This window comes from Butyricimonas sp., assembly GCF_019423355.1.
Lineage (GTDB): Bacteria > Bacteroidota > Bacteroidia > Bacteroidales > Marinifilaceae > Butyricimonas > Butyricimonas faecihominis.
This window is the reverse complement of sequence record NZ_JAHZBP010000006.1, coordinates 248,586-272,939: the sequence shown is the minus strand read 5'-3', so window position 1 is coordinate 272,939 and position 24,354 is coordinate 248,586. Positions and strand designations below refer to the sequence as shown.

At 43.1% G+C, this 24,354-nt stretch carries 21 protein-coding genes; 10 read left to right on the top strand and 11 right to left on the bottom strand.

Annotation, left to right across the window (positions count from 1 at the left end; genetic code table 11):
* Nucleotides 1-154: 154 nt before the first annotated feature.
* The gene (purE, locus tag QVC79_RS10475) at nt 155-661 is read right to left on the bottom strand and encodes a 5-(carboxyamino)imidazole ribonucleotide mutase (RefSeq protein ID WP_087422472.1); all 507 of its coding nucleotides are present in this window, start codon (nt 659-661) and stop codon (nt 155-157) included.
* A gap of 107 nt (nt 662-768) precedes the next feature.
* Between purE and QVC79_RS10470 the strand changes: the two genes are divergently transcribed.
* The 4 genes from QVC79_RS10470 to ubiE all read left to right on the top strand — a co-directional run bounded on the left by QVC79_RS10470 (nt 769) and on the right by ubiE (nt 4,446).
* Nucleotides 769-1,329, top strand: coding sequence for a phosphoribosyltransferase (locus QVC79_RS10470; RefSeq protein WP_270592902.1), 561 nt, complete (start codon nt 769-771; stop codon nt 1,327-1,329).
* Nucleotides 1,330-1,480: 151 nt separating this feature from the next.
* Nucleotides 1,481-2,473, top strand: a complete 993-nt coding sequence (gene obgE / locus QVC79_RS10465) for a GTPase ObgE (RefSeq protein ID WP_270592903.1) — start codon at nt 1,481-1,483, stop codon at nt 2,471-2,473.
* Between the two features lie 96 nt (nt 2,474-2,569).
* Nucleotides 2,570-3,610, top strand: a complete 1,041-nt coding sequence (locus QVC79_RS10460; protein WP_270592905.1) for a DUF2776 family protein — start codon at nt 2,570-2,572, stop codon at nt 3,608-3,610.
* Nucleotides 3,611-3,753: 143 nt separating this feature from the next.
* The gene (ubiE, locus tag QVC79_RS10455; protein ID WP_270592906.1) at nt 3,754-4,446 is read left to right on the top strand and encodes a bifunctional demethylmenaquinone methyltransferase/2-methoxy-6-polyprenyl-1,4-benzoquinol methylase UbiE; all 693 of its coding nucleotides are present in this window, start codon (nt 3,754-3,756) and stop codon (nt 4,444-4,446) included.
* A gap of 198 nt (nt 4,447-4,644) precedes the next feature.
* On the opposite strand, the gene QVC79_RS10450 is transcribed toward ubiE, so the two are convergent.
* The 3 genes from QVC79_RS10450 to QVC79_RS10440 form a co-directional block, all read right to left on the bottom strand.
* Nucleotides 4,645-5,934: an arginine deiminase gene (locus QVC79_RS10450; RefSeq protein WP_124317486.1), complete on the bottom strand. Its 1,290-nt coding sequence runs from the start codon at nt 5,932-5,934 to the stop codon at nt 4,645-4,647.
* Between the two features lie 470 nt (nt 5,935-6,404).
* Entirely contained in the window at nt 6,405-7,154 is a 750-nt protein-coding gene (locus QVC79_RS10445) for a BT1926 family outer membrane beta-barrel protein (RefSeq protein WP_270592907.1), read from the bottom strand.
* Between the two features lie 55 nt (nt 7,155-7,209).
* The gene (locus tag QVC79_RS10440; RefSeq protein ID WP_270592908.1) at nt 7,210-9,441 is read right to left on the bottom strand and encodes a coiled-coil domain-containing protein; all 2,232 of its coding nucleotides are present in this window, start codon (nt 9,439-9,441) and stop codon (nt 7,210-7,212) included.
* Between the two features lie 190 nt (nt 9,442-9,631).
* Between QVC79_RS10440 and QVC79_RS10435 the strand changes: the two genes are divergently transcribed.
* Nucleotides 9,632-9,970 (top strand): helix-turn-helix domain-containing protein, encoded by a 339-nt coding sequence (locus tag QVC79_RS10435; RefSeq protein ID WP_270592910.1) that lies wholly within the window; start codon nt 9,632-9,634, stop codon nt 9,968-9,970.
* 468 nt (nt 9,971-10,438) lie between these two features.
* Here the strand turns inward: QVC79_RS10435 and QVC79_RS10430 are convergent, their stop codons facing one another.
* Both QVC79_RS10430 and QVC79_RS10425 read right to left on the bottom strand, forming a co-directional pair.
* Nucleotides 10,439-12,925: an endonuclease MutS2 gene (locus QVC79_RS10430; RefSeq protein ID WP_270592911.1), complete on the bottom strand. Its 2,487-nt coding sequence runs from the start codon at nt 12,923-12,925 to the stop codon at nt 10,439-10,441.
* 34 nt (nt 12,926-12,959) lie between these two features.
* A complete protein-coding gene (locus QVC79_RS10425; RefSeq protein ID WP_270592913.1) occupies nt 12,960-13,655 on the bottom strand; it encodes a DUF1573 domain-containing protein in 696 nt (231 codons plus the stop codon).
* Between the two features lie 132 nt (nt 13,656-13,787).
* On the opposite strand from QVC79_RS10425, the gene rpsO reads away from it, so the two are divergent.
* The 3 genes from rpsO to QVC79_RS10410 all read left to right on the top strand — a co-directional run bounded on the left by rpsO (nt 13,788) and on the right by QVC79_RS10410 (nt 17,607).
* A complete protein-coding gene (gene rpsO / locus QVC79_RS10420) occupies nt 13,788-14,057 on the top strand; it encodes a 30S ribosomal protein S15 (RefSeq protein ID WP_087422516.1) in 270 nt (89 codons plus the stop codon).
* Between the two features lie 119 nt (nt 14,058-14,176).
* Nucleotides 14,177-16,423, top strand: a complete 2,247-nt coding sequence (gene pnp, locus QVC79_RS10415; RefSeq protein WP_124317184.1) for a polyribonucleotide nucleotidyltransferase — start codon at nt 14,177-14,179, stop codon at nt 16,421-16,423.
* An 83-nt stretch (nt 16,424-16,506) separates the two neighbouring features.
* A complete protein-coding gene (locus QVC79_RS10410; RefSeq protein WP_124317183.1) occupies nt 16,507-17,607 on the top strand; it encodes a PdxA family dehydrogenase in 1,101 nt (366 codons plus the stop codon).
* 63 nt (nt 17,608-17,670) lie between these two features.
* On the opposite strand, the gene QVC79_RS10405 is transcribed toward QVC79_RS10410, so the two are convergent.
* The 5 genes from QVC79_RS10405 to QVC79_RS10385 form a co-directional block, all read right to left on the bottom strand.
* The gene (locus QVC79_RS10405; RefSeq protein ID WP_270592916.1) at nt 17,671-19,461 is read right to left on the bottom strand and encodes a (Fe-S)-binding protein; all 1,791 of its coding nucleotides are present in this window, start codon (nt 19,459-19,461) and stop codon (nt 17,671-17,673) included.
* An 11-nt stretch (nt 19,462-19,472) separates the two neighbouring features.
* Nucleotides 19,473-19,814 (bottom strand): 4Fe-4S dicluster domain-containing protein, encoded by a 342-nt coding sequence (locus tag QVC79_RS10400; protein WP_270592917.1) that lies wholly within the window; start codon nt 19,812-19,814, stop codon nt 19,473-19,475.
* 107 nt (nt 19,815-19,921) lie between these two features.
* Nucleotides 19,922-20,953 carry an FAD-dependent oxidoreductase gene (locus tag QVC79_RS10395; protein ID WP_270592918.1) on the bottom strand — a complete coding sequence of 344 codons (1,032 nt, stop codon included), beginning with the start codon at nt 20,951-20,953 and terminating at the stop codon, nt 19,922-19,924.
* Nucleotides 20,954-21,030: 77 nt separating this feature from the next.
* Nucleotides 21,031-22,107 (bottom strand): CoB--CoM heterodisulfide reductase iron-sulfur subunit B family protein, encoded by a 1,077-nt coding sequence (locus tag QVC79_RS10390; protein ID WP_027200984.1) that lies wholly within the window; start codon nt 22,105-22,107, stop codon nt 21,031-21,033.
* Between the two features lie 87 nt (nt 22,108-22,194).
* Complete coding sequence (locus tag QVC79_RS10385) at nt 22,195-22,887, bottom strand: 4Fe-4S dicluster domain-containing protein (RefSeq protein WP_117775459.1); 693 nt, start codon at nt 22,885-22,887, stop codon at nt 22,195-22,197.
* A gap of 229 nt (nt 22,888-23,116) precedes the next feature.
* Between QVC79_RS10385 and rbr the strand changes: the two genes are divergently transcribed.
* Together rbr and QVC79_RS10375 are read left to right on the top strand one after the other, a co-directional pair.
* Nucleotides 23,117-23,695, top strand: a complete 579-nt coding sequence (rbr, locus tag QVC79_RS10380) for a rubrerythrin (RefSeq protein ID WP_270592919.1) — start codon at nt 23,117-23,119, stop codon at nt 23,693-23,695.
* A gap of 239 nt (nt 23,696-23,934) precedes the next feature.
* Nucleotides 23,935-24,156, top strand: a complete 222-nt coding sequence (locus QVC79_RS10375; protein ID WP_124317179.1) for a hypothetical protein — start codon at nt 23,935-23,937, stop codon at nt 24,154-24,156.
* Nucleotides 24,157-24,354 lie beyond the last annotated feature (198 nt).

Genomic DNA, 24,354 nt, shown 5'->3' with positions numbered 1-24,354 from the left:
AGTAAGCGAGAACAGACAGAGAGTTTACTCGTTGTCTGTCGAGCGAGAGCCGATTCGAGACCGGTTTCCGGGCTCAATACGGCGAAGCCGGGAGGGAGTTTGAAAAATGACTTTTTGGACAGCCCCTTGTTATATTGATTCTTTCCGGGGGAGATCAGTTCGTTTTGTAATCGTATTTTACTTTTGCCAGTTCGTTGTTGGCATCGACGATTTTCTTTTTCAAAGATTCTTTGAAGTCCACGATTTTAGCTTTTAATGCATTGTCGCCAACAGCCAGAATTTGTGCAGCCAGAATACCGGCATTCATGGCCCCGTTGATGGCGGTGGTGGCAACCGGGATGCCCGGAGGCATTTGGGCGATGGCTAAAAGAGCGTCCATCCCGTCGAGAGAGGCGTTGATGGGAACACCGATCACGGGAATTGGCGTCATGGCAGCGATAACACCCGGTAGGTGTGCGGCCATTCCGGCTCCGGCGATGATAACTTCAATACCCCGTTTCTGTGCATTTTTGGCAAAAGACTCCACTTCAGCCGGAGTGCGGTGAGCGGAGAGGGCATTGATCTCGAAAGGTATGCAAAAGTCGTTTAACACTTTTGCGGCTTTTTCCATTACGGGCAGGTCTGACGTGCTACCCATGATAATACTTACTTTTGGGTCCATATTTTTACCGGATTTTAAATTCAAAGTTGTACTTTTGCGCAAAGTTAAATAAAAAAATGGATTAGAGAGACGATAGGTCTATCATTCAAAAGAGAAATATGCACAGGATGAAAAGAATCAAATTGCATGATCGGTGTTTCCGACTGATGATTGAGGCTGACGTGATCGACCGGGAAATAGAGAGGGTGGGGACTCAAATTAATCGGGAACTGGCAGGAGAACGTCCTTTGTTTCTGGGAGTGTTGAACGGGGCGTTTATGTTCGTGGCTGATTTGTTGAAACATATCACGATTGAGGGGACGGAAATCAGTTTCGTGAAGATTGCTTCTTACGCCGGATTGTCCTCGACAGGAAAGGTTCAGGACCTGATCGGGTTACGGGAAGATATTACGGGACGAACCGTAGTGATTCTGGAGGATATGATTGATTCGGGAGAGTCCATTATGCATATGAAAAAAATGTTGGAAGAGAAACATCCGAAACAAGTAAAGGTAGCTGCCTTGTTCTACAAACCGAAAGCGTTGAAGTACGACCTAACGATCGATTACAAGTGTATTGCGTTGGAGAATGATTTCGTGGTAGGGCATGGGTTGGATTATGACGGGTTAGGACGTAATTATCCTGACTTGTACGTGGTGGACGAGAGAACAAATGAAAATGGAAAATGAAAAAACAAACTCCCTCCCCCCTTGAAATACTCCCTGTCTTTGGGAAGAGTTACCAGCTCCTCCTCTGTTTATAGAGGAGGTGGCAGCGAAGCTGACGGAGGAGTTTAATTTAAAATTTAAAATTTAAAATTATAAATCTAAAATAAAAAGAATGGCATCAACGAACTTTGTCGATTACGTGAAAATATTCTGTCGTAGTGGAGCCGGGGGGCCGGGATCTATGCATCTTCATCGGGATAAACGTTCTGCCAAGGGAGGACCTGATGGTGGTAATGGTGGACGCGGAGGACACGTGATATTAAAGGGAAACCGGAATTACTGGACCTTGATTCACTTGAAATTCCAGCGCCACGTGTATGCAGAAGACGGGGAGAGCGGGAGTGGAAATTTATGCACGGGAGCTGACGGGAAAGATGTCATTATAGATGTTCCACTGGGAACTGTTGCTCGGGATGCGGATACCGGGGAAACGATTTGCGAGATCACGAAAGACGAAGAGCTTTGTGTTGCTGTCAAAGGGGGGCGTGGTGGTTTGGGTAACTGGAATTTTCGTTCAGCAACAAATCAGACGCCTCGTTACGCGCAGCCGGGAGAACCCCGGGTGGAACGGAATGTTATTCTGGAGTTAAAAGTGCTTGCCGATGTCGGATTGGTGGGTTTCCCGAACGCGGGTAAGTCAACATTGTTATCCGTTGTTTCCGCGGCAAAACCGGAGATTGCGAACTATCCGTTTACCACGTTGGTTCCGAATTTGGGAATTGTGAATTACAGGGATAACCGTTCTTTTGTGATGGCTGATATTCCCGGAATCATTGAGGGGGCGCATCTGGGAAAAGGTTTGGGACTTCGTTTCTTGCGGCATATTGAACGAAATTCTGTATTGTTGTTTATGGTTCCCTCGGATAGTGAGGATATTCACGGGGAGTATAAAATTTTGTTGAACGAGCTAAAACAGTATAATCCCGAGTTATTGGATAAAAAACGACTTCTGGCTATCAGTAAATCGGATTTTATTGATAAGGAGCTGATGGCTGAAATGGAGAAAGATTTACCGGATATTCCCTACGTGTTCATTTCTTCCGTGACGGGGAGTGGAATCATGGAATTGAAAGATATGCTGTGGAGGGTCTTGAACGAAGAGTAGCGAACGGCCTTTTCTTATTTTATATTTTTTTCAAGTAAACGGGGTAACCGAATATGTTAATCGCCGTATATTCATAAGAATTTAAATAAATGACTTATGAATTACGGAATTAGTGTATTGTTTCGATTTATTCCCTTGTTGATGGCGTTGATTTGCTTTTGCTTTGGAGGGTATATTTTTGGATTCGGGAATGATGAAGCACGGTGGGTAGCGGGGCCGGTCGTATTTTCATTAGGCGTACTTTGTATTGCGTTGTTTGCCACGGCAGCCACGATTATTCGGCAACTGATCCACACGTATAACCCTGTTGCGAAATATTTATTACCCGGTATGGGATATTTATTCGCTTTAGGAACGATGATTTGGGGTATTTATCTGTTCAGTTCTCCTGAACCGCAGAATTTATTTGTCCCGGGACACGTGATTTGTGGCGTGTCGTTGATCGCGGCTTGTATTTCAACGGCAGCAACTTCATCTACTAAATTCACACTTATTCCGGTGAATTCACACGGGACAAGCGATAAAATTAATCCTAACGGTTTCTCGGCTACGACGGAAACAGTGTTGATCGGGTTAACCGTTTTGTTTTCCACGGTAGCGTGGGTTTGGGCGATAGTATTATTGTCAGGCTCCGGGGGTGATCATTTGGTTGCCGGGAGCGTGATGGCCGGATTGGCTTGTATTTGTACGAGTTTGATCGGGCTGGTTGCAAGTATATCTCGTCAGATCAGGAATGATTATGGCGAGAAGGATCGGAAGTATTGGCCAAGACTGGTGTTTTTCATGGGGACAATCTGCATCGTGGGGGGAATTGTTGAGCTGTTGGCAGCACCTGTCCCCGTGAATACAACCGGTTTTATTCTGATCGGTTTAGGTCTTGTCTGTTTTAGTATTTCCAGTAAGATTCTGTTATTAGCCAAAGTGTGGCGTCAAGAGTTCAAGTTGGCGAATCGTATCCCGTTGATTCCCGTGATGACTGCCTTGTTGGCTCTTTTTCTGGGCGCATTCCTTTTTGAAGAATCGACGGTTGATAATGCATTTTTCGTGCCTGCCCGGGTACTGATCGGTTTGGGAGGTATTTGTTTCTCCCTGTTCTCGATTGTCAGTATTCTGGAAAGCGGGACTTCCAGTAAATAATATCCCTTTGGAGGTTTTGATTTGAGTTTATATTTCCGAGTCGCGGGAACTCTTTTGGGAGAGTTTTCGCGATTCTTTGTTTGTAATCTTTTAAAACGTGGTAGAATTCGTTATTTTCGCCTCCGAAATAAAAGAATAAAGTCATGGCTAAAAAAGAGAAGGTACAGGAGATGTTTAACGGGATCGCACCGAAGTACGATTTGTTGAATCATCTGTTGTCTATGGGTATAGATAAGAGTTGGCGTAAGAAGGCAATGAAAGTTGTCGGTGCGGGGCGAAAGGATTTGGTGTTGGATATTGCTTGCGGGACGGGAGATTTTTCGATCGAGGCGTTGAAACATGGAGTGAAACGAGTGGTCGGGGCCGACATTTCGGAAAATATGCTGGCCGTGGCACGGGAGAAAGCGAAAGCAAAGGGGTTATCTGGTCAGCTTGATTTTCAGTTTGGGGATAGCGAGAACCTCACCTTCGACTCGAATACTTTTGATGCCGTGACAGTTGCTTTTGGCGTGCGTAATTTTGAACATCTTGAATTAGGACTGACAGAAATGTGTCGGGTGCTGAAACCCGGGGGAAAGGTGGTTATTCTAGAATTTTCGACGCCTGAACATTTCCCGATGAAACAGTTGTATAATTTTTATTTTAAACATATTCTGCCTTTTGTGGGAGGAGTGATTTCCGGAAACCGGAAGGCATATGAATATTTGCCAGCCTCCGTGTTCGCGTTTCCGCAGGGGAAGGATTTTCTGGATATCATGCGGAGTGCCGGTTACTCGAATGTTTCGCAACAGCGGCTGACTTTTGGAATTGCCAGTTTGTATGTAGGAGAGAAATAAAAAGAGACGGTCCAAGAAGTCATTTTTCAAACTCCCTCCCCCCTTCGGGGTACTCCCTCTATAAACAGAGGGAGAGTTGAAATACTCCCTGTCTTCGGGAAGAGTTACCAGCTCCTCCTCTGTTTATAGAGGAGGTGGCACGAAGTGACGGAGGAGTTGTTTGAAATTAATTGACTTTTTGGACAGCCCCTCTTTATTTTACCATTCAACAGCATCGCGGTTGATCGGCATGGTCATGCATCTTGCACCACCACCTCCGCGGGGAAGTTCTGATCCCTCGATGGTGATCATGTATTTTTCGTATTTGCTCAGATCGACTTTGTTGCTGATCACGTCGTTGGCACGAATAATCTCGAAACCGGCATTATTCATGGCTTCAACGGTATAATTGTTGCGCGCGTAGCCTAACACTTTACCCGGGGCCACGCAGAAGAAGTTTGCACCACTATGCCATTGTTCTCTCTCCATATTCCAAGTTTCGTCTTCTCCACCGCAATACACGGGTTCCAAGTCCATACCCAGTTTTTTCAGGGCGTGTAACAATGTCTTTTCCCGGCGGATGCTGATTAATTTCCCGTGTTGAATCTTGATGTGAACCGTCTGGTAATTGCCCGGACTCATGATCAAGGGTTCGTAAACCATACATTTGTCCTTATCTAGGAAAGTGAACACCATATCCAAGTGAATGAAGGATTCCGGGGAATGGGGTAGTTCCTGTACAAGAATATGTTGTACCTTGTCTTCGTTTCGGTTGATAAAGTTATACATCAAGGCGTCGATAGCGCGAGTTGACGTGCGCATACCGTTACCGATAACCAATATATCATCCCGTGCAATCTGTACGTCACCGCCTTCGATGGTTAATTTACGAAGGGGATCAGATTCTGTGTTCAAACTTAACGTCTTGGTGTTAAATCCGGGCGTGAAGTCAAAAATAGATTGCATGATGATTGCCTCGCGATCACGAACAGCGTTAGCCATCCTACCAATAAGTACTTCGTTGTACATACTCATGGAGGCATCGCGGGTGAAGAAGAAATTATGTAACGGGCGCAAGTCGTACCAATCTTTATTCAAGAATTTGGTCAACGTGTCGCGTTTCATTTCAACCCCTTCGATCAGCAAACGGGCCAAATCTTCGGCATTTTCATCCAACAATTGATCTTTAATTGATCCTTTGGGGGTTGTTTCAGCAATAAAAGGCTCTATCTTTTCGATGCGGTTCAACACTTCCAGTTTGATGGCATCGTCTTTTAAAATGTTTGTCAGGAGGTCTTTGACCTGGTAGGTTTTCGTGATTTTACCTAAAACCTCACTGAGTTGCTTGTATTCTTTTCGTGCGATTGATAAATTTAGAATATCGCTATAGAGCGCCCTCTCAGCGTTCTCGGGAGTCATGTTTTCTACCTCCTCGCCTGGTGTATGGAGTATCACTCCATTCAGTTTTCCGATTTCGGATTGAACATTTACCTCTACAATCTTAGACATATATGTGTTTTTTTGATTACGTGGCAAAATTACGATATAAAGGTTGATAAACCTTATAAATCACCACTATAATTATGCAAAAGGTAAAAATAAATATGCACTATTTAAAAGGAGAAAGGGATACGTCACGTACCCCTTTCAATATCTCGAAGAGTTGTCCGGCCTCTCCGAGCTGGTTGCATCTTAAATATTTTGAGTATACAATTCAACGTTTTCCATCACTTTTGAAATAGCCTGTATACATTAGTTCCAATAGAGGAATATCTCACCTAAATATTCTTTGCAAAATTATAATATAAAATTGATAATAACAAATAAACGTCAACATAATTGTCGGTTGATAGGGAGTATTGGTGTAATGCTTTGTTTTGTATTTGTAATATTGAAAGCCACCCCAAGATAACTCGGGATGGCTTTTGATAACCCAAACGGAATTTTGCAAATGATGGGTTATTTTTTATGTATTAATTTTAGAATCTAAATCCAATTTTCAACATCGGGTTAGATAGAAAATCAAATCCGTGAGTGTCTGATGATAGGAGTTTCAACCCGACTTGTGGTCGGATATTATATACCGTGTAGTCATAGGCAATCGGTCGAATTTCGATAGAAATAAAAAGTGCTTTGGAGACGAAATAATCGAATCCGGTGACACCGGCAACCCGGTATCCGAAAGCTTCTCCAATAGATTTTCCTAGATAGGATTCGTCATCCGCTTTTGCTTCTTGTTTCCCGTAAGAGAATCCAAATTCCCCTCCATAACGGAAAAATAGTTTGTCATATTTGGTTTTCACGAATCTTTCCGCTCCGAGGACAATGGAATACTTTATCTTATCTTTTGATGTTACGAAATTGTAATCTGGAATGTCTCCGGTCTCGAATTTTTCGTCAGTGCTGTTGCCGGGTAAAGCTTTGTACTCGGGGTTGTGCTTGAACGAGAATCCTCCCATCGCTTTTAGTGCCCATTTTTTAGCGAACATCCATCTGAATTCGAAATTCAGCGACAACTGTTTATCGAACCAGCTGGTTTGAGGGGCGGAGATATTGTAGGTGCTCAAATCCGGGGCCGGGGCTTCCATGCCGACAAACGAGCCTACGCCTAAATTTAAAGAGACGGATTTGTCCCCTTTCTTTGGTGTAAAATCATCTTTTGTTTGTGCGTTGGCAAGCAGTACCGATCCTGTCATGATGATAGCAATTGTCAATACTCTTTTTAGCATATATAATTGGTTTAAAATATGGGGCTGAGGTCAGCCCCATATGATTTAATTTTTCTTATTCAGCAAGTGCATCTTCTGCAGCATCAATAGCTGCTTGTAAACGATCTACATTAGCTTGATATTCGGTGATCTCTTCTTTGAGAGTGGTAATTTCTCTTTCGAGTTGCTCAATTTGCCTAGTTATATAATCCTGTCCAGCTCCATTGATCAATTCTTCTTTCTCTTGATCCGTTTCGGCGGCTTGGAATTCTTTTAATAATTCTGTTTCTTCAGCAAGTTGTATTTTGAGGTCTTCGATCTTCGTGTTGAGAGTTTCAATCGTTTCTTGTTTGTACGTTTCATAAGTAGTGAAGTCGTTGAACTCGTCACCTTTAATATATTTATTATATGCAGGGATTAAGGTACCGTCAATATAATTTTCTCTTTCTACAAAAGGAGCTTTTTCGTCCGCTTTTTTCGTGTAAGCTGAATTTTTTTCAGCTTCCTTTGCAGCATTCCATGCTTGTAATGCATCCTCTTGAGCTGTTTCTGCCTCGTCCATCATTTTTTGAGCCTCGTCCATGGCAACTTTTAAGTCATCTATGGTTGCTTTAGCTTTATTGATGATCTCGTCGAATTCTTCTTTGTTGGCTTGTGCGGTTTCAAGAGCTGCTTTTGCATTAGCAATGGCAACGATGTACTCTCCGTTATTCAACTCGGAGGTCTTGCTCACTAGCTCATCATATTTAGTTTCTAGTTCAATTACTTTATCTTTGGCAGCTTGATAATCCGTTTCGTTATCAGCAAGTTCTTCTGTAAGATCGGCAATAGCTTCCGTTGCTTTTTTCAATTCAGCCTCGTTGGCTTCGTATGCTTTTTTAGCGGCATCGTATGCCTTTTCTGCTTCTGCTTGATGACCTTTAGCTAAGTCGAGTTGAATTTGAATATCAGCCTTTTTTGAAGGGTCTGTTTCTGCTTTTAGTGCGGCTTCTAATTCTTTCACTTTAGCAACCCACGCATCGTTTTCTGCTTTCGTTTTGTCGTTCTTGTCCTTTAAAGTTGCTTGGTCAGCTTGACAAGTTTGTTGAGCTTTTTGAGCTGCAGCCAATTGTTTTTCCAAATCTTTTTTAGTTGATTCAAGAGGTGCTAAGGCTGCTTTTGCTGTAGGAATTTTATTGTCATTCAAATCTTTAAGATTCGTTTTTGCTTCTGTCAATTGTTTCTCTGCTGTTGCAATTCCTTTTTCTGCCGTGGTGATAGCTTCTGTTAAATCTTCTTTAGCAGCGTTGATTTCAGTTTCGATACCTTGTTCGAATTCCGGGAATGCGTAATGAACTCCTCCAACGGAGAAACCGTTGATAACAGTGGCTTTTGCACTATTGTTACCGTTTAATGCGGTATTATATTCATTTTCAGCTTTTGTGAATGCAGTTTGGGCCATATTAAATGCCGTTACAGCGGTCGTGTAATTGTCATTGGCAACTTTCGTTGCTAAGATAAGGTCTTGTTGATCTTTCTCTAATTCAATGAGTTCTTTGTTAATAGTAGCGATCTTGGCAGCAATTTCTTCTTTTTCTTTTTTCAGTTCGTTGATTTTAGCAGCAGCTTTTTCGGCAGTAAGGTTTTCAGTAGAAGTCATGAATTCCTTTAATTCATTTTCTTTCTCTGCTAATTCAACTTGGTAGTTTGCTATATTAGTTTGATAAGTTTTGATGTGGTCATCAAAACTGGCAAGAAGTTGTTTGTTCAAACTGGTAATGCTGGTTTGATTTTGACTAACTTGATTTTCAGTGTTCCGCAGAGTTTTTAAAGCAGAAACATAATCAGCATACAAACTTTGTAGTTCTTTGTTGATTTTACCGGCTACAATGGCCTCGTTTAATCGATTAATGAATTCTTGTTGTTTGGCAGCTTCTTTGGCTTGGGCTGTTTGATATGCCAATTCATTCAACTTTTGTTGATATTCATATTCGATACGAATTTTTTCAGCTTCTTGTTTTATTTTTTCAGCTTGTGCGCGTAATTCATCCGCTTCGGCTTCTGTTTTTGCAGCTTGTGCTTCAGCAAGTAAACGTTCTATTTCAATGCGAGCAGCTTCGTTCTTTGCTTCACTCTCAGCTTTTAATTTTTCTGTTTCTGCGAGAATCTTTTGTGCCTCTCCTTGTGCTTGCAGCATTTCGGCTTGTGCCTTCAGCCATTCCGTTTTTGCGGTACGGATTTGTTCAACTGTAGCAGATTCTTTGTCATCCACGCAGGATGACAATAAGGCGACAGTTATCAACACAAATAATAAACTTATTTTTCTCATAACACCTTGTTTTTTAATTAAACATTTAATAATTCAATAATTTATTTAATACATTTACAAACGCCTTGTTGTATTCAATTGACAAAAGTATGGTATAAAATTTACATGTGCAAATAATATTCAACATTTTTGTGGTTATATATTACGTTTATTAAAACTTTTCTCGTGATAATTCTCGTAATTTTGAACTATGAAATTGGATATAGGAGAGATTATAAGGCAAGAGTTCGAGAAAAGTGGTTTGAGTGCCAGCCAGTTCGCTCGTATGATTAACAAAGAAAGGACGTTGGTATATCATCTTTTCAAGCGTCAATCTATTGATACAGATTTGTTGTATCAGATTTGCATGGTATTGAATGTGGACTTGTTTAGTCTGTTCTCGGAGAAGTTGAGACAAGAAAATAATATTATTGGGGCATGTCATTCCCAAAAAGCAGAGAGTGAATCGTCCAAACGGAAGATTATGCTGGAGATAGAATTGGATGATGAAGAGTATCAAAAAATGATCCAAAAAGCATTGAACATATAGCCCTTCAATTATTCTTAATTCCGGATTATTTTAACACGAATTCGATACAAGCAATTGTTTCCACGCTCATAGGGAGTCGGGGAAATATTGATTTGTCCCAGTAAAGTGGGCATTCAAATGAAATTTCTATCTGATGGGGTTATTATCCTGTTTTCAAATTGTTATGATAGACTTATCCGGATGTTAATAATTACTATTGTAATCTAATATATTGCTATTTTGATAGGAGCGGAATAGGGGAGGAATGGGAGCGGAGTGGGAGCGGCTCACAATATGATAACAAGATAATCCTGTTTTGGTAACGTTATTTTACATTATTTTGCATTAAGTTGTTGTAGAACACCCCTAAATCCGTGAGTGTTGAAACACGAATTTAGGGTATTCTTGAACAATTCTCGTTTTGTTGGTTGCCCTCGTTTTCGAGAATATCAAGGATGCGGATTTATCCGGAATATAACCGCGTGTGGTTTATATATCCAGTTTCACCACGGTAATTCCCGAGCCTCCCATTTGTACGTGTTCATCCCCGCATGATCCCACGATCGGATTGGTCTTTAAAAAATCCCGTATGATTTGCCGGAGGGCTCCTGTACCTGTTCCATGCAAGATGCGTAGGTCTTTCATGTTTAGCATAACGGCATTGTCAATGAATTCCGATACTTTCATGAGCGCCTCGTCTCCCCGTAGTCCTCGTACGTCGATCTCCGGTTTGAAATCCATGCGTTTCTGGCTGATGTTTTCCAGATAATTGGAAGAGGGGCGTGGCGTCCTGTTTTGCGTGATTTTCTTGGCTGCACTGTTCGATATTTTCGAGAGACGTTCCACTTTCACGGTAGTCATGAGACCGCCGAGAGCGATAACTGCGTTTTTCTCGTTAATTTCGATAATTTCACCCACGGCTTTATTATCCAGTTGCACGAGATCTCCTTTGCTGAAAGTCGGCGCCTGTTGCTGTTGATCGGTCTCTTCCGACGTGGAGGTTTGGGGGCGTTTCCCTTTTTCCTTTTGTTTCTTTTCCCGGTTTTTCAATTTCTCGATTTTTCTCTTCAGGCGTTCTTCCTCTTCTTCTTCGCTGAACAGTAATCGTTGTTTTTCTTCTTCAAATGTTTGTCGGGCCAGTCGGGTTTGTTCCTTTTCGGCTTGACTTTCTTTGATTTGCCGGATGGTATTTTCTATCGTTTTGTTAGCCCCGGAGATGAGTTCTTTGGCTTTCTCTTGGGCTTCTTGGATAATTGTTTTCCTGAGTTTGGAGGCATCGTCCAGTTCTTTCTTGTAACGTTCTAGCACTTCTTCCAAGCGTTTTTCATTTTCATGAATGCGTTTCCGTTTTTCTTCCCAATAGCGTTTATCCCGTAAGATTTCTTTCAAATGCTTGTCGAAATTTACCCGGTCTTCACCGATCTTGCTGGCGGCATCGTCCAAAATCTCTTTGGGTAACCCGATTTTCTTGGCGATTTCGAATGCAAAAGACGAACCCGGTTTTCCGATTTCCAGTTGGAAAACCGGCAACATCCGATGGCTGTCATAGAGCATGGCCCCGTTTGCAATTCCGGAAGCTGAAGAGGCAAAATGTTTTAAATTGGTGTAGTGTGTCGTGATGACACCTCTCGTTTGGTTATTATTTAAAGCATTTAAAATGGCTTCAGCTATCGCTCCGCCTAGCATGGGTTCGGTTCCCGTACCGAACTCGTCGATCAGGATAAGCGTATCCCGCGAGGCGTAACGGATGAAATTCTTCATGTTTACGAGATGCGAGCTGTATGTACTCAAATCATTTTCAAGAGACTGTTCGTCTCCCATGTCAATGAGTATTTTGTGGAATATCCCGAATTTACTGGATTCTTCCACGGGTACGGGTACACCGCATTGGAACATATATTGTAATAAACCGGCTGTTTGCAGGCAGACGGATTTACCACCCGCGTTAGGACCGGAAATCAGGATGATTCGCTGATCTTCATTTATTTCAATATCCAAGGGAACAACCTCTTTCCCGTTTGCTTTCAAGCTTAGGTAGAGTAGGGGATGCTTTGCCCTGTACCATAGCATGGAAGGGGTGTCTTCAAAAAGGGGGACGATGGCATTCACCCGGATGGCAAAGAGTGCTTTTGCTCGCACGAAATCCACGAATGCCATGAAATCATAGGCCGGGATCAAGTCATATATATAAGGACGCAAGTCGTCGGCAAATTGCCGGAGAATACGAGTGATTTCCCGTTTTTCTTCCAGTTGCAGTTCCCGGATTTCATTGTTCGTCTCGATGATTTCCGCGGGTTCGATATAAGAGGTTTTCCCGGTGGTGGATTCATCATGCACGATACCATTTAATTTCCGTTTGAAGGCGGCAGGCACGGGGATCACCATTCTACCGTCCCGAATAGCAATGTTGCTGTCCTTGTCGGTCCATCCTTCCTCCTGTGCTTTCTGTAACAGGGATTGCATACGTCGGGAGATTCCGGATTGCTTTTTAGCAATGCTATGACGTATGTTGCCTAAAGCGGGTGAGGCGGTATCCTTGATTGTCCCGAATTTTGAAACGATCGAGTCCAGACGTTGCAGGATATAGGGGAATACCCGTACGTCTCCGGCCCGGGCTACCAGATGAGGGTAAACTTCTTGTTTGGTGTTGAAGAACCGCATGATGGCGTTCAGCGACTCCAGTGAATTTTTTAAAACAACTAGCTCGTTTACTTCCAGAAACAATCCCTCTACTTTTATACGCAACAAGAAGGGACGGGCATCATGGTAATAGGAAACCGGGAAATTCTCTTCCTCTTGACAGATCCGCATGAATTCGGAGGTTTCGGCCAAAGAGGTTTCGATCCATCCGGCATCGGTGGAGAACTTGATGCCGCTGACCAGTTCCCGGCCCATGTCACTCAGGCAGTTATTGCTGATAAGTTGTCTTATTTTGTCGAATTTTATTTTAGATTCAAAATTTTCGGGATAAATCATATTGAATTGAAAATTGAAAGTACAAAATTGAAAATTACTTGTTCGAGATCATGAACTTGTGTGTCGTTCCCTGATCTGTTTTGATGAGGACGTAATCATCCGGCTTGATCTTGTCCGCGTGTTTCGGGAGATACCGAATGATGAGATTACCCATCATTTCCTTGCCCAACGTGAGAGGGGTACAGTCCACTTCCAGGTAGTCGGGTTTGAAAATCGACAGGATCGATATGTTCTTTTTACCCGTGTTGATCATGTTTATGATCTGGTGTTTTGTCTCTGCCTGTTTTAAGCGGATCGTGTCCGTGGTGAAACGTAAGTTACCCACCACGATGGGGTAGGTTGTCGGGATGTCAACCGATTTCGTGATGACTTCTCCTTCTAAACGCAATACGATGTTCGGGGGAGTGGCGTTCGTGTACACGATAATCTTTTTCGAGAACACGCCGGGGCGGTCTTTCGGGTTGAACGTGACGGTGACCACGCTACTGTCTCCGGGAGGAATGGGCTTCCTGTTCCATTTGGGAGTAGTGCAACCACACGTGGTTTCGATAAATTTTATCAACAGGGGAGCTTTCCCTTTGTTTGTAAATTTAAATTCGTGAGTTACTTTTCCCCCGTTTTCCTGCACGAGTCCCATGTTGAACGTGGTCTTTTCAAACGCGATCTTGGCTCGTTGAGCGAATGATAGCGTGGGGATGAAAAGTAATATTACATATATAAATATCTTCATCTGTATTTCTTTTTGTTTGTGGAAAATTGGAATACAAAAATACAAAAAGGGTTGGAAAAGATTGGTTTATGTCGGAATAAAACGTATCTTTGCGGCGTTAAAATTAATATTAAATCTAAAAGACTGTACATCATGTATTTGACATCAGAAAAAAAAGAAGAACTTTTTTCACAGTACGGGAAGTCTAATAAAGATACCGGCTCTGTTGAGTCACAAGTAGCTTTATTTTCCTACCGTATCGCTCATTTAACTGAGCATTTAAAGAAAAACCACAAAGATTTCGCTACTCAAAGATCTTTGATTAAATTGGTTGGAAAACGTAGAGCGTTGCTTGATTACATGAAGAAGAGAGATATCGATAGATATCGTGCTATCGTTAAAGCATTGAATTTACGTAAATAATTACATAAAAACGACCCGGGTCGTCCGGGTCGTTTTACTTTTAATCCTCCCCTCCTCCTCCTTTTATCTAAAAAGAATTCCGTTAAAATGTTTAGTATTTTAACAGTTTTATTATTTCTATGAACATTATTGAAAAAAGCATTACCCTGAAAGATGGTCGGGTAATAACATTGGAAACCGGAAAGTTAGCCAAGCAAGCGGACGGTGCTGTCATGCTGAAAATGGGCAACACGATGTTGTTGGCTACGGTTTGTTCCGCACAAGAGGCAGGTCCGGACGTGGATTTCATGCCTTTGTCGGTAGATTATAAAGAAAAATTTTCAGCGGTAGGACGTTTCCCCGGTGGTTTCACCCGTAGAGAGGGAAGAGCTTCCGATTACGAGATTTTGGTATCCCGTCTGATTGACCGGGCTCTGAGACCTTTGTTCCCGGATGATTATCATGCGGAAACTTTCGTGCAGGTAACGTTGTACTCGGCTGATGAAGAGTCTATGCCGGATTGTTTGGCCGGATTGGCTGCCTCTGCAGCTATTGCCGTGAGTGATATTCCTTTCCACGGTCCTATTTCCGAGGTACGTGTAGCTCGTGTAAACGGGGAGTTGATGATAAACCCGACGAAGAGCGAGTTGGCAACTGCCGATTTGGATATTATGGTTGCTGCAACCTACGAGAATATCATGATGGTTGAGGGAGAGATGAACGAGGTTTCCGAGAAAGAAATGCTCGACGCTATTAAATTTGCTCATGAAGCTATTAAAGATCATTGTTTGGTTCAAATGGAATTGGCAAAAGCCGTGAATAAAGAAAAACGGGCTTATTGTCATGAAGTGAATGATGAAGAGTTGCGTAAAGACATCTGGGCTAAATGCTACGATAAAGCGTATGCCGTTGCCCGTCAATGTAATGCCGACAAGCATTTACGTGAAAAGTTATTTACCGAGGTGAAAGAAGAGTATCTGGAATCACTTCCGGAAGAAGAGAGGGAGGCGAAGAAGAATATGGTTTCCCGTTATTATCATGACGTGGAGAAAGAGGCTGTACGGAGAATGATTTTGGATGAGGGGTTACGTCTGGATGGACGTACGACCGAACAGATTCGCCCGATTTGGTGTGAGGCCGGACCTCTTCCGGGACCTCATGGTTCTTCTATCTTTACCCGCGGTGAAACGCAGTCTTTGTCCACGGTAACTTTAGGAACCAAGCTGGATGAAAAGATTATAGATGAGGCTACTGAACAAGGAAAAGAAAAATTCTTGTTGCACTATAACTTCCCGCCGTTCTCAACAGGAGAGGCGAAAGCTAGTCGTGGTGTGGGGCGTCGTGAAGTGGGACATGGTAATTTGGCTCATCGTGCGTTGAAACGTATGTTGCCGGACAACTATCCTTACACGGTACGTGTTGTTTCTGATATTTTGGAATCTAACGGTTCATCTTCCATGGCAACGGTATGCGCCGGAACTTTGGCATTGATGGATGCCGGTATTCCGATCAAGAAACCGGTAACGGGTATCGCTATGGGATTGATCACCGATAACGAGAAATATGCCGTGTTGTCTGACATCTTGGGTGACGAGGATCACTTGGGAGATATGGACTTCAAGGTAACCGGAACGGTAGACGGTATCACCGCCACCCAGATGGATATTAAAGTAGACGGTCTTCCTTACGAGATTCTGGAGAAAGCTCTGGATCAAGCCCGGAGAGGTCGTTTACACATCATGAATATTATTAAGGAAACCTTACCTGAACCTCGTCCTGACTTGAAACCGCACGCGCCGCGTATGGTTACGCTTACGGTGGATAAGGATCAGATCGGAGCGATCATTGGCCCCGGAGGAAAGATTATTCAGGATATTCAGGAGAAATCCGGAGCGGTTATCGTTATTGAAGAAGTGGGTAATCAGGGTATCGTGGATATTGCTGCCACCAATGCAGAATCTATCGAGATTGCCGTTGCCCGCATCAAGGCTATTGCCTGCAAACCTGAAGTCGGAGAGATTTACGAGGGAGTTGTAAAGACAATCACCGCTTTCGGTGCTTTCGTGGAGTTCTTGCCGGGTAAAGACGGTTTGTTGCACGTGTCCGAGATCGATCACAAACGGGTAGAGAAAGTGGAGGATGTATTGAAAGAGGGAGATCGGGTACGTGTGAAATTGATCGATATTGATCCGAAAACCGGAAAATTCAAACTTTCCCGTAAGGTGTTGTTGCCTAAACCGGAAGGTATGGAGCAAAACGATCGTCAAAATCGTGGTGAACGTCAAGATAGAGGCGAACGTCAAGATCGCGGACCTAGACAAGATCGGGGAGATCGTCCCCATCGCGACAGAGGTCCTAGACCGGAAAGAAAAGAAAATCAAGAATAGAGTAAAAGAGGGCAATGCCCTCTTTTTTTATCGATAAATATCGACTTTTTCATTATCTTTGTGCAAACGAAATGGTTTAAAACATGGAAAACAGATTAAATGTAGGAATCACGCACGGGGATGTAAACGGAATATCTTATGAGTTGATCATAAAATTGTTGGCAGAGAATCGGATTTGTGAGTTGTGTGTTCCTATCCTATACGGGTCGCCTAAAGTGGCCGCCTACTACCGGAAGGTATTAAATATTGAGAACTTCAGTTTAAACACGATTCGGGAGCCGGGTGAGGCCAACGGGAAACGATCCAATATCATCAATTGCGTGGATGATAACGTGAAGGTTGATCTTGGAAAAGAGACTCCCGAATCGGATCAGGCTACTATGGTTGCTTTGAAATATGCCTTGGATCAATTGGATCGGGACGAGATTGATGTGTTGACGCTGGCTCCTCAGGGACCGAATGCGTTCTTCACGGAAGAGGCCGGGTCTTTGGTGGAATATTTGGGTAAGCGTTATAATACCACGGATATTATGTCCATCTTGGTGAGCGAAAAGATAAAGATGGGTTTCGTGACCGAACAGGTTAAATTACGAGATGTGCCACATCAGGTTACACAAAAGAATATCTTCAAGAAATTAACCTTGCTGGATGATACTTTGCGTCAGGATTTTACTATTTTGAAACCAAAGATTGCTGTTCTGGGGCTAAACCCACAGGTAAATTGCGGTCAGAATGGAGATGAAGAAGTGAATGTTATTATTCCGGCGATTGAGCGAGCTAGAGAAGAGGGAATTATGGCCATTGGCCCATTCTCTGCCGAACGTTTCTTCTCGGAGAGAATGTACGAGAAATTTGACGCTGTTCTCGCCATGTATTACGATCAGGGGGTTGTGGCATTTAAGTCCGTGGACGAAGAAAGTGCCGCTTGTTATATTGCCGGGTTACCCGTGATTTGTTCGATGTCTTTAACAGATCCTCATTATGATATTGTAGGTCAGAATCTGGGTGATGAACAAGGACTTCGTAATGCTCTTTATTTGGCGATGGATGTTTGCGTGCATCGGGAACAAAATATCGAGTTACAGAAAAACCCGCTTCCACATTATGACATTGCCACAAATAGTAATGAGAGCGATTTGAACGTGGAACAGATTGAGGGAGTAAGAGCGGAACTTGAAGATTAAGTTTTTCTTTAGTCGAGAAATAAAAACGGGATTCACTATTTTTATGTGAATCCCGTTTTTATTTTAGGCTTCTGCAACCAGTTCTGCAATATCTTTTACCGGGATTTCCGGTGAGGTTTTACCCAATGTTTTTTTGCATAGGGGACAAGCCGTGACAATAACGTCCGGCTGGTACGCCGCGTATGCTTTCACGGTATCACTACTAATTTTCGTTTTTTGCGTGGAATCAATGGCCGTATTGGCCAAGCTACCCCCGCAACAGAGTGATTTCTTCCCGTCATAGGCTGTCGAGATTTTCTGGCTTACTTGTTTCAATACGCTTTCGGGGGCGTCAACGACACCGCAGCCTCTTCCCAGTTCACACGGGTTATGGAACACGGTCTTCAGATCAAGGGCGTTGACCTTTAATTGCCCTTCCTGAATCAGCATGTCGATATATTCCGTGTGGTGCATGACTTTTATATTCAACAGGTAATCCTCCTTGAAAGTTTTGTAACAGATCGGGCAGGAGGTAACCAATATATCAGCCTGTGAGGCATCAATCATTTGTAGGTTTTTATCCATGACCACTTGCGCCGCTTTCCAGTTCCCGGAAAGAGCTAACGGACGCCCGCAACAAACTCCGGCTTGTTCATCAATGAACGTGTAGTCCGCTTTTGCCTTTTCGAAAATCTGTTGCATGGATTTTATAATGCCCGGGGTAAGATGACTCATACATCCGGCAAAGTAAGCGACTTTAGCGGGTTTCACTTCCGGTTTGGGTACGTAGGCATACGTCTCCTTTGTAACTCTTAATATATCCGGTCTTTTGCTTTGTCGGATGGCATTCAGGTTAATGCCCACGGGACATGAATTCTCGCAACGTCCGCACATCAGGCAGTCTTCCGCTTGTTGGGCATATTCCTCTCGATTACGCAGGCGACGGAGAAAATAGACGGGTTGCGTGTCATTTATATTACAGGACGTGTTTAATTGACAAGTGTTGATACATATTCCGCAACGGGAACAGGAATTGACCTGTATTTCACTGAATCCGTTATATTCTTTACCTTGTTTTACTCCCCAGTTTTTTAGGAAGATATAGACCATTTCAGTCGGGATATGCATATACCGGGAAAATGGTAATAGTAGGAAGAATAGTCCAAGCAAGGAGGAGTAAAGCCACCAAGCAGGATAAGATAAGCTTTCCAAGGGTAGAAATTCGCTGAAAAAGTCTCCCGCGTTGTGCGTGAGGAAACTACCGCCTCCGTTCAGACCGCTAGTGAAACTTTCTGCTAGGAAACGTACCGGGAAAATAAGCCAAAGTACGGTTAATATAAGCAAATCGTAAGTCCGTTGTTTCGTGGTTTTCTTCATACCGAAAATGCGGGAACAGAAACGTTTGGTGACAGCCAGTAAGATTCCGATTAATAGGAACGTCAGTATCAAGTCCATCAAGAACGCGAAAAATTCGCTATATGGAAAGGTCTCTTTTGCCGGATGGAAATAACGGAAAAAGATAGCAAAATAAGGTGGGTTGAAAGCACTGGTATGGTAAACCATGGATTCGATTTTCCCGACAACGATCAACAAGAACCATCCGAAAGCAAAGGTCATGTGCATGTATCCCAGCATCGGGTTCGTCTTGAATATATTATGATGCAACAAGCTTTCCCGGAAGATTTCCCAACCGGAATGAATGGTCTTGAAACTGAACAAGCCTTTGCGGATTTTTTTACGTTCTTCTTTCGGAAAGCTTTTGATCCACTTGTAGTATTTCACGCACAAGTATCCCAGTAGCACGACCAGCCCGATCGTGAACGGCAGGACAAAGTGATCGTAATATATTTTGTTCGTGTATTCGTATTGCTGCATAATAATTGGTTTCAGCTTTTCAATTTTGTTTTTATATAGTTGAGCATTTCTAAAATCATCTTTCGGGTTTCCACGCCTCTTGGGCAGACCAGCATGCATTTTCCGCACAACATACATTTCTGTAATTGCTCTTTCGCCTCTTTATTTTCGCCTCGCTTCATGAGCATCTGTATCTTCCGGATGTTAAAGTCCGTGAGATTCCCTGCCGTGCATCCCGCCGTGCATCCGCCACAGCCAATACACAACTTACTACTGGGAACCACATGTGCGATATGTTCCGTCATGGATTTGTCGTTCGTATCATAATTGATACTCCGTGTTTCCGATATGCTATAACCCCAAAAATTGATCATCTCTTAATTTTAAATCCTATTAATTTCTTGATTTAGTGATTTCCGATTCATTGATTTTTCCCCTCTATCCAACGCTCTTTTTAATCACTGAATCATGGAATCGACAATCACAAAATCTTTTTAAGTTTCACGTATTCTATAATGTTCATGGTTGCCGAACGGGCATCGGCCAGCGTGTCGGTTAGGTTCATCGGGGCACTTCCGCATCCGGCCACGAAAACACCTTCGACATTCGTGTTGTTGTTGCGATAGTGCGGGTCCTGGGATTTGATGAAACCATTGGGAGCCAAGTTCAAGCCTAGTGTGTCTGCCATCTGGCGACTGCCTTCCGAGGATTCCATACCGACCAACAGGATCATCATATCGAGTGTCATACGCAAGGGTTTCCCGACAAGCGTGTCTTCCACCTTGATCTGTAATTGCTTGTTCATGTTTTCTGCGGCCTCGGACAATCTGCCTCGTACGAATTTGATATTGTATTTTTCCTGTGCGTCCCGGTACATCTCCTCGTAGCCCGGTCCGAACATACGCATATCCATGTAGAAACAGAAGATTTCCGTGTCGGGTAATAGTTCCCGAAGTTCAATGGCTTGCTTTACCCCGGTGATACAACAGAGTTTGGAGCAATGGTAGTTGCATACCTTTTCGTCACGGGAACCCACGCAATGGATGATCCCGATACGTTTGGGGGGATTCCCGTTTGCCATTTTGATCGAGTGGTTGTAGAACATATTCTCCAGTTCCACGGAAGTGATCACGTTTTCATATATCCCGTAGCCGTACTCTTCTTTCCGGCGGGCATCGAAAAGTTTGAAGCCAGTGGAAACCAATAGGGTGTCACCTTCAAGCAAGCTGCCGTCGCTGAGAGGTACAAGAAATCTACCCTCTTTGTTCTTCTCGATTTTCCGGGGTTCCATGCCTAGATGTAACCGAATCTTCGGGTGATTCAGGTTTTGTTTTAATATGTCGTTCAGATTCTTGGCGGATTTCCGGTCAGGAAACAATTGGTACCAATTGTTCAAGTTACCGCCGGTTTCGTTGTTTTTCTCGACTAATTCCACGTCGATTCCTTGACTTGCCAGTTGATGTGCGGCTTCGCAGCCTGCCGGACCTCCTCCGATGATGATGACTTTTGCCATATATTAATTGAAAATTGAAAATTGAAAGTTGAAAATGAATGACTTCATGGTTCTTTTTCCAATTTTGTGGTTTAACATTATAATTTTGACACTCTTAGGTACGTGGGGCATTTGGGAGCCCCGATGTCTTCTCCCCGGATGTTTTTGAATTTCGCTTCCGGATCGTACGGGATGCCCATTTTGTCCAGCAAGGGTTCCACGGAAACCTGGTGCATCTGCAACCCGATTTCCCACGGGTCATACCCCAAAACGAGTGCCGTGAGTTCCTCGTAGGTCAACACGGGGATACCGTAGCCGTCCTGCCCGTAGGTGGTTCCTTCCATCTCGCTGATCGTGTATTGCCATTTATCCATGAACATGGCGCACCCCGGACAGTTTGCCACGATAAAGTCGGGTTCGTAAGGTTGCATGGATTCAAATTTCTTTTTCGAGTTGGCCACGGAATATCCCCGGTTGGCCATCACGAGATACTGGCGAAAACCGAAACCGCAACAATGTCTTCTTTCTGGGTAATCGATTACATCGCCGCCCCAGGCATAAATCATACCGGATAATACGGCCGGAAATTCGGCTCCACCAATTCCTTTCGTGGGAAACATTTTCGAGTAATGACACCCGATGTGATCCACTCCCCGGAGAGGTCTTCCCGTGTGAACGTCCACCAGCTTGTATTTTGCCTGGGCAGCGATCTCGTTTCTGAACTTATAGATTATGTCTGATGTGTGAGCAAGATTTCTAGGTTTTTTAAATTCCCGTTTGGTGGCTTTCCAAAGGAATTCTCTGATTTTTTCTTCGACTTCCGGGTGGTGGTGCCATGTCTCCAATATCTCGGTGTAAATACCGAAAGATGTGATACAGGAGGGTGTCATGTTTTCGTACCCGGCCTCGGTCATGAGGGCAAAATGACGGGCGACTACTGTCATGATTGTTTCTGCCGGAACGATGTCCGAATGATAACCGATCCCGGTGCAAGTCGTGTGTCGCGGATCATCAATAACATCTTTCGCCAGTTTATTCTTCATAATATCCAAGTAAGCCCATTCCGAACCCGGGAAGAAAGTCTGGCGAATACAACTTCTTGCGTAAAAATAGTGATCATCGGCTATCTCTTTCTGATAATCCTTCCATATCTGTTGTTTACCCTCTAAATTCATCTTTCAATTTTAGATTTTTAATTTTAGATTTTAGATTTCCCTGCGCATTCCCATTCTAAATTCTAAACTTTAAATTTTAAATTCTTTTTACTGGTGTTTCCCGCTGTTTTCCATGTATGTTTTCAGGAAATAAGCCTCTTCCAGATCGACTTTCTCTTCGTCGGCCACGTGCTGGGAGCAACTGTCAATTTTTTCCAAGAATTCAGTTCCCCCGGTAACATCGAAAATTTTCCGCAATTCATCCATACTTTCCGAATCCACTTCCCGTAAGGCACCGGCTCCCGGTTGACGGTAGTTTGAGTGCATACGTTCGTACACGTCGTCCAGATGCTCGTATATCCATTCCCACACGGGACCTTGCTCTGGGTGCATTTCCGGTTTCACTAGGTCGGGAGTAACGCAATATCCTCTTTTGAGGATGGATTCTCCGATCACGTGTTTTAGTGCGTATTGCTGACGTCCTTTTTCCGAATAGACAAAATATCCCAGTTCTTGCGATATTTTTCTTAATGCCATGATCACGAGACCCGGCGTGTTGCAGCGCGGACAACGGGTTTTACAAGACATACATTCCCCGCAGTACCAGATCGTGTCGCTTTTCAATAACTCTTCGATCTCTTCTTCATTCCCCCGTTGCACGGTTTCCACGATCACCCGCGGGTCATAGTTATAGAATTCGGCTGCCGGACAAATTGCCGTGCATACCCCGCAATTCATACAGCTATTCAGCCCTTCGATGAAATGAATATCTTTTTGTAACTTCTTTAAAATCTCTGACATAACTAACTCTATATGGAAAAATTACTCGTCATAATTCTTTTGCATACAAAAGTATATCTTAATATTTTGCAACTAAAGGAGAGAAATGCTTAAAATGTGGGGTATTTATACTACCATTAAGTTTGCTTGATAAGTAGTAGTTACAAGTTGCAGGTTGACCGGTTACAGGTTTAGTTCTAAATAGCTTGTAACTTAAAACGTCCTTTTCCCGTAAGAAAAAGGAAAAACTATGAACAAAAGTGTAAAGGGTACTTTAACAGAGGCCAATCTTTTAAAATCATTTGCCGGAGAATCACAGGCAAAAAATCGGTATACTTTTTTCTCTGAAGTAGCGAAAAAAGAGGGGTACGAACAGATAGCGGGCATATTCTACGAGACCGCTTTGCAAGAAGAGATGCACGCGAAACGTTTCTTCAGTCGTTTGGAAGGAGGAATGTTGGAGATCACTGCCGCGTATCCTGCCGGGGTTATTTTGGACACGGCCAGTAATCTGGTTGAGGCCGCGGAGGGTGAGTATGACGAGTGGCATCACTTGTATCCGGAATTTGCCAAAGTGGCCGAAGAGGAGGGATTTAAGGATATTTCCGTGATGTACCGTATGATTATCGAGGCGGAAAGAAATCATGAAACAAGGTATCGGAAGCTCTTGTCGAACTTGCAGGATGGTATCCTTTTTGAACGTCCGGAAACGGTAAAATGGTATTGTCGCAAATGCGGGTATGTCCACGAGGGCCCCACGGCTCCTAAAGTTTGTCCGGCTTGTCTCCATCCGCAAGGATTCTTTGAATTGCTGGTAGAGAATTATTGAGATGAGTAGCATGAGTACAGGAACCTGAAAATGAATTTTGTCGTTTTCAGGTTTTTTATATGATTCGAATTACAATAATTACTGTCATAAATAATTAAGACAAGGGATAAGTATTATGCCGTTTATATATATGGCTTCTGCGCTGTTGCTTAAAAACAAAATACCAGCTCAATCTCATAATGGTGTTGTAGGACAAATCGGACTATATTTCGTGACTACAGGAAGATTATCAAAAGAAAATGGACGTTTGTATTCTCGTTCTACATCTGGATCGTTTTCATAAGAAATATAAGGACGAACGACGAGACGTTTCGTTTGACCGATTGCCTATATGTAGGGGAGATGGGGATGCTACGGTAGAGCTTGCTTTACAGGAACAGAATCCAGTTCATCTCTTTTATTTCTTTGGTTCTGTGGATAATACACGCTTTTCGGGTTCGGGGTATTTCCAGTTAACGTGAGTTTGGATATTTAATTAAGAAATTGTGACGGATGAGGGAATAATCGTAGATACTCTCATCCGTTTTTTATGTGTGTTAAAGTTTGTGTACCAATAGGAAACAAAAGATTTGTCCAAAGAAAAGTAGGATGATAAAAAGGGATTGATATTGAAATGTTTATTGTGTTAATAAACGATCGATTATTGCGTTGCAAATATA

Bases quoted from the DNA above. Each gene is read 5' to 3' on its own strand.
- purE (WP_087422472.1), bottom strand. From the start codon at position 661: ATGGACCCAAAAGTAAGTATTATCATGGGTAGCACGTCAGACCTGCCC.
- QVC79_RS10470 (WP_270592902.1), top strand. From the start codon at position 769: ATGAAAAGAATCAAATTGCATGATCGGTGTTTCCGACTGATGATTGAG.
- obgE (WP_270592903.1), top strand. From the start codon at position 1,481: ATGGCATCAACGAACTTTGTCGATTACGTGAAAATATTCTGTCGTAGT.
- QVC79_RS10460 (WP_270592905.1), top strand. From the start codon at position 2,570: ATGAATTACGGAATTAGTGTATTGTTTCGATTTATTCCCTTGTTGATG.
- ubiE (WP_270592906.1), top strand. From the start codon at position 3,754: ATGGCTAAAAAAGAGAAGGTACAGGAGATGTTTAACGGGATCGCACCG.
- QVC79_RS10450 (WP_124317486.1), bottom strand. From the start codon at position 5,934: ATGTCTAAGATTGTAGAGGTAAATGTTCAATCCGAAATCGGAAAACTG.
- QVC79_RS10445 (WP_270592907.1), bottom strand. From the start codon at position 7,154: ATGCTAAAAAGAGTATTGACAATTGCTATCATCATGACAGGATCGGTA.
- QVC79_RS10440 (WP_270592908.1), bottom strand. From the start codon at position 9,441: ATGAGAAAAATAAGTTTATTATTTGTGTTGATAACTGTCGCCTTATTG.
- QVC79_RS10435 (WP_270592910.1), top strand. From the start codon at position 9,632: ATGAAATTGGATATAGGAGAGATTATAAGGCAAGAGTTCGAGAAAAGT.
- QVC79_RS10430 (WP_270592911.1), bottom strand. From the start codon at position 12,925: ATGATTTATCCCGAAAATTTTGAATCTAAAATAAAATTCGACAAAATA.
- QVC79_RS10425 (WP_270592913.1), bottom strand. From the start codon at position 13,655: ATGAAGATATTTATATATGTAATATTACTTTTCATCCCCACGCTATCA.
- rpsO (WP_087422516.1), top strand. From the start codon at position 13,788: ATGTATTTGACATCAGAAAAAAAAGAAGAACTTTTTTCACAGTACGGG.
- pnp (WP_124317184.1), top strand. From the start codon at position 14,177: ATGAACATTATTGAAAAAAGCATTACCCTGAAAGATGGTCGGGTAATA.
- QVC79_RS10410 (WP_124317183.1), top strand. From the start codon at position 16,507: ATGGAAAACAGATTAAATGTAGGAATCACGCACGGGGATGTAAACGGA.
- QVC79_RS10405 (WP_270592916.1), bottom strand. From the start codon at position 19,461: ATGCAGCAATACGAATACACGAACAAAATATATTACGATCACTTTGTC.
- QVC79_RS10400 (WP_270592917.1), bottom strand. From the start codon at position 19,814: ATGATCAATTTTTGGGGTTATAGCATATCGGAAACACGGAGTATCAAT.
- QVC79_RS10395 (WP_270592918.1), bottom strand. From the start codon at position 20,953: ATGGCAAAAGTCATCATCATCGGAGGAGGTCCGGCAGGCTGCGAAGCC.
- QVC79_RS10390 (WP_027200984.1), bottom strand. From the start codon at position 22,107: ATGAATTTAGAGGGTAAACAACAGATATGGAAGGATTATCAGAAAGAG.
- QVC79_RS10385 (WP_117775459.1), bottom strand. From the start codon at position 22,887: ATGTCAGAGATTTTAAAGAAGTTACAAAAAGATATTCATTTCATCGAA.
- rbr (WP_270592919.1), top strand. From the start codon at position 23,117: ATGAACAAAAGTGTAAAGGGTACTTTAACAGAGGCCAATCTTTTAAAA.
- QVC79_RS10375 (WP_124317179.1), top strand. From the start codon at position 23,935: ATGGACGTTTGTATTCTCGTTCTACATCTGGATCGTTTTCATAAGAAA.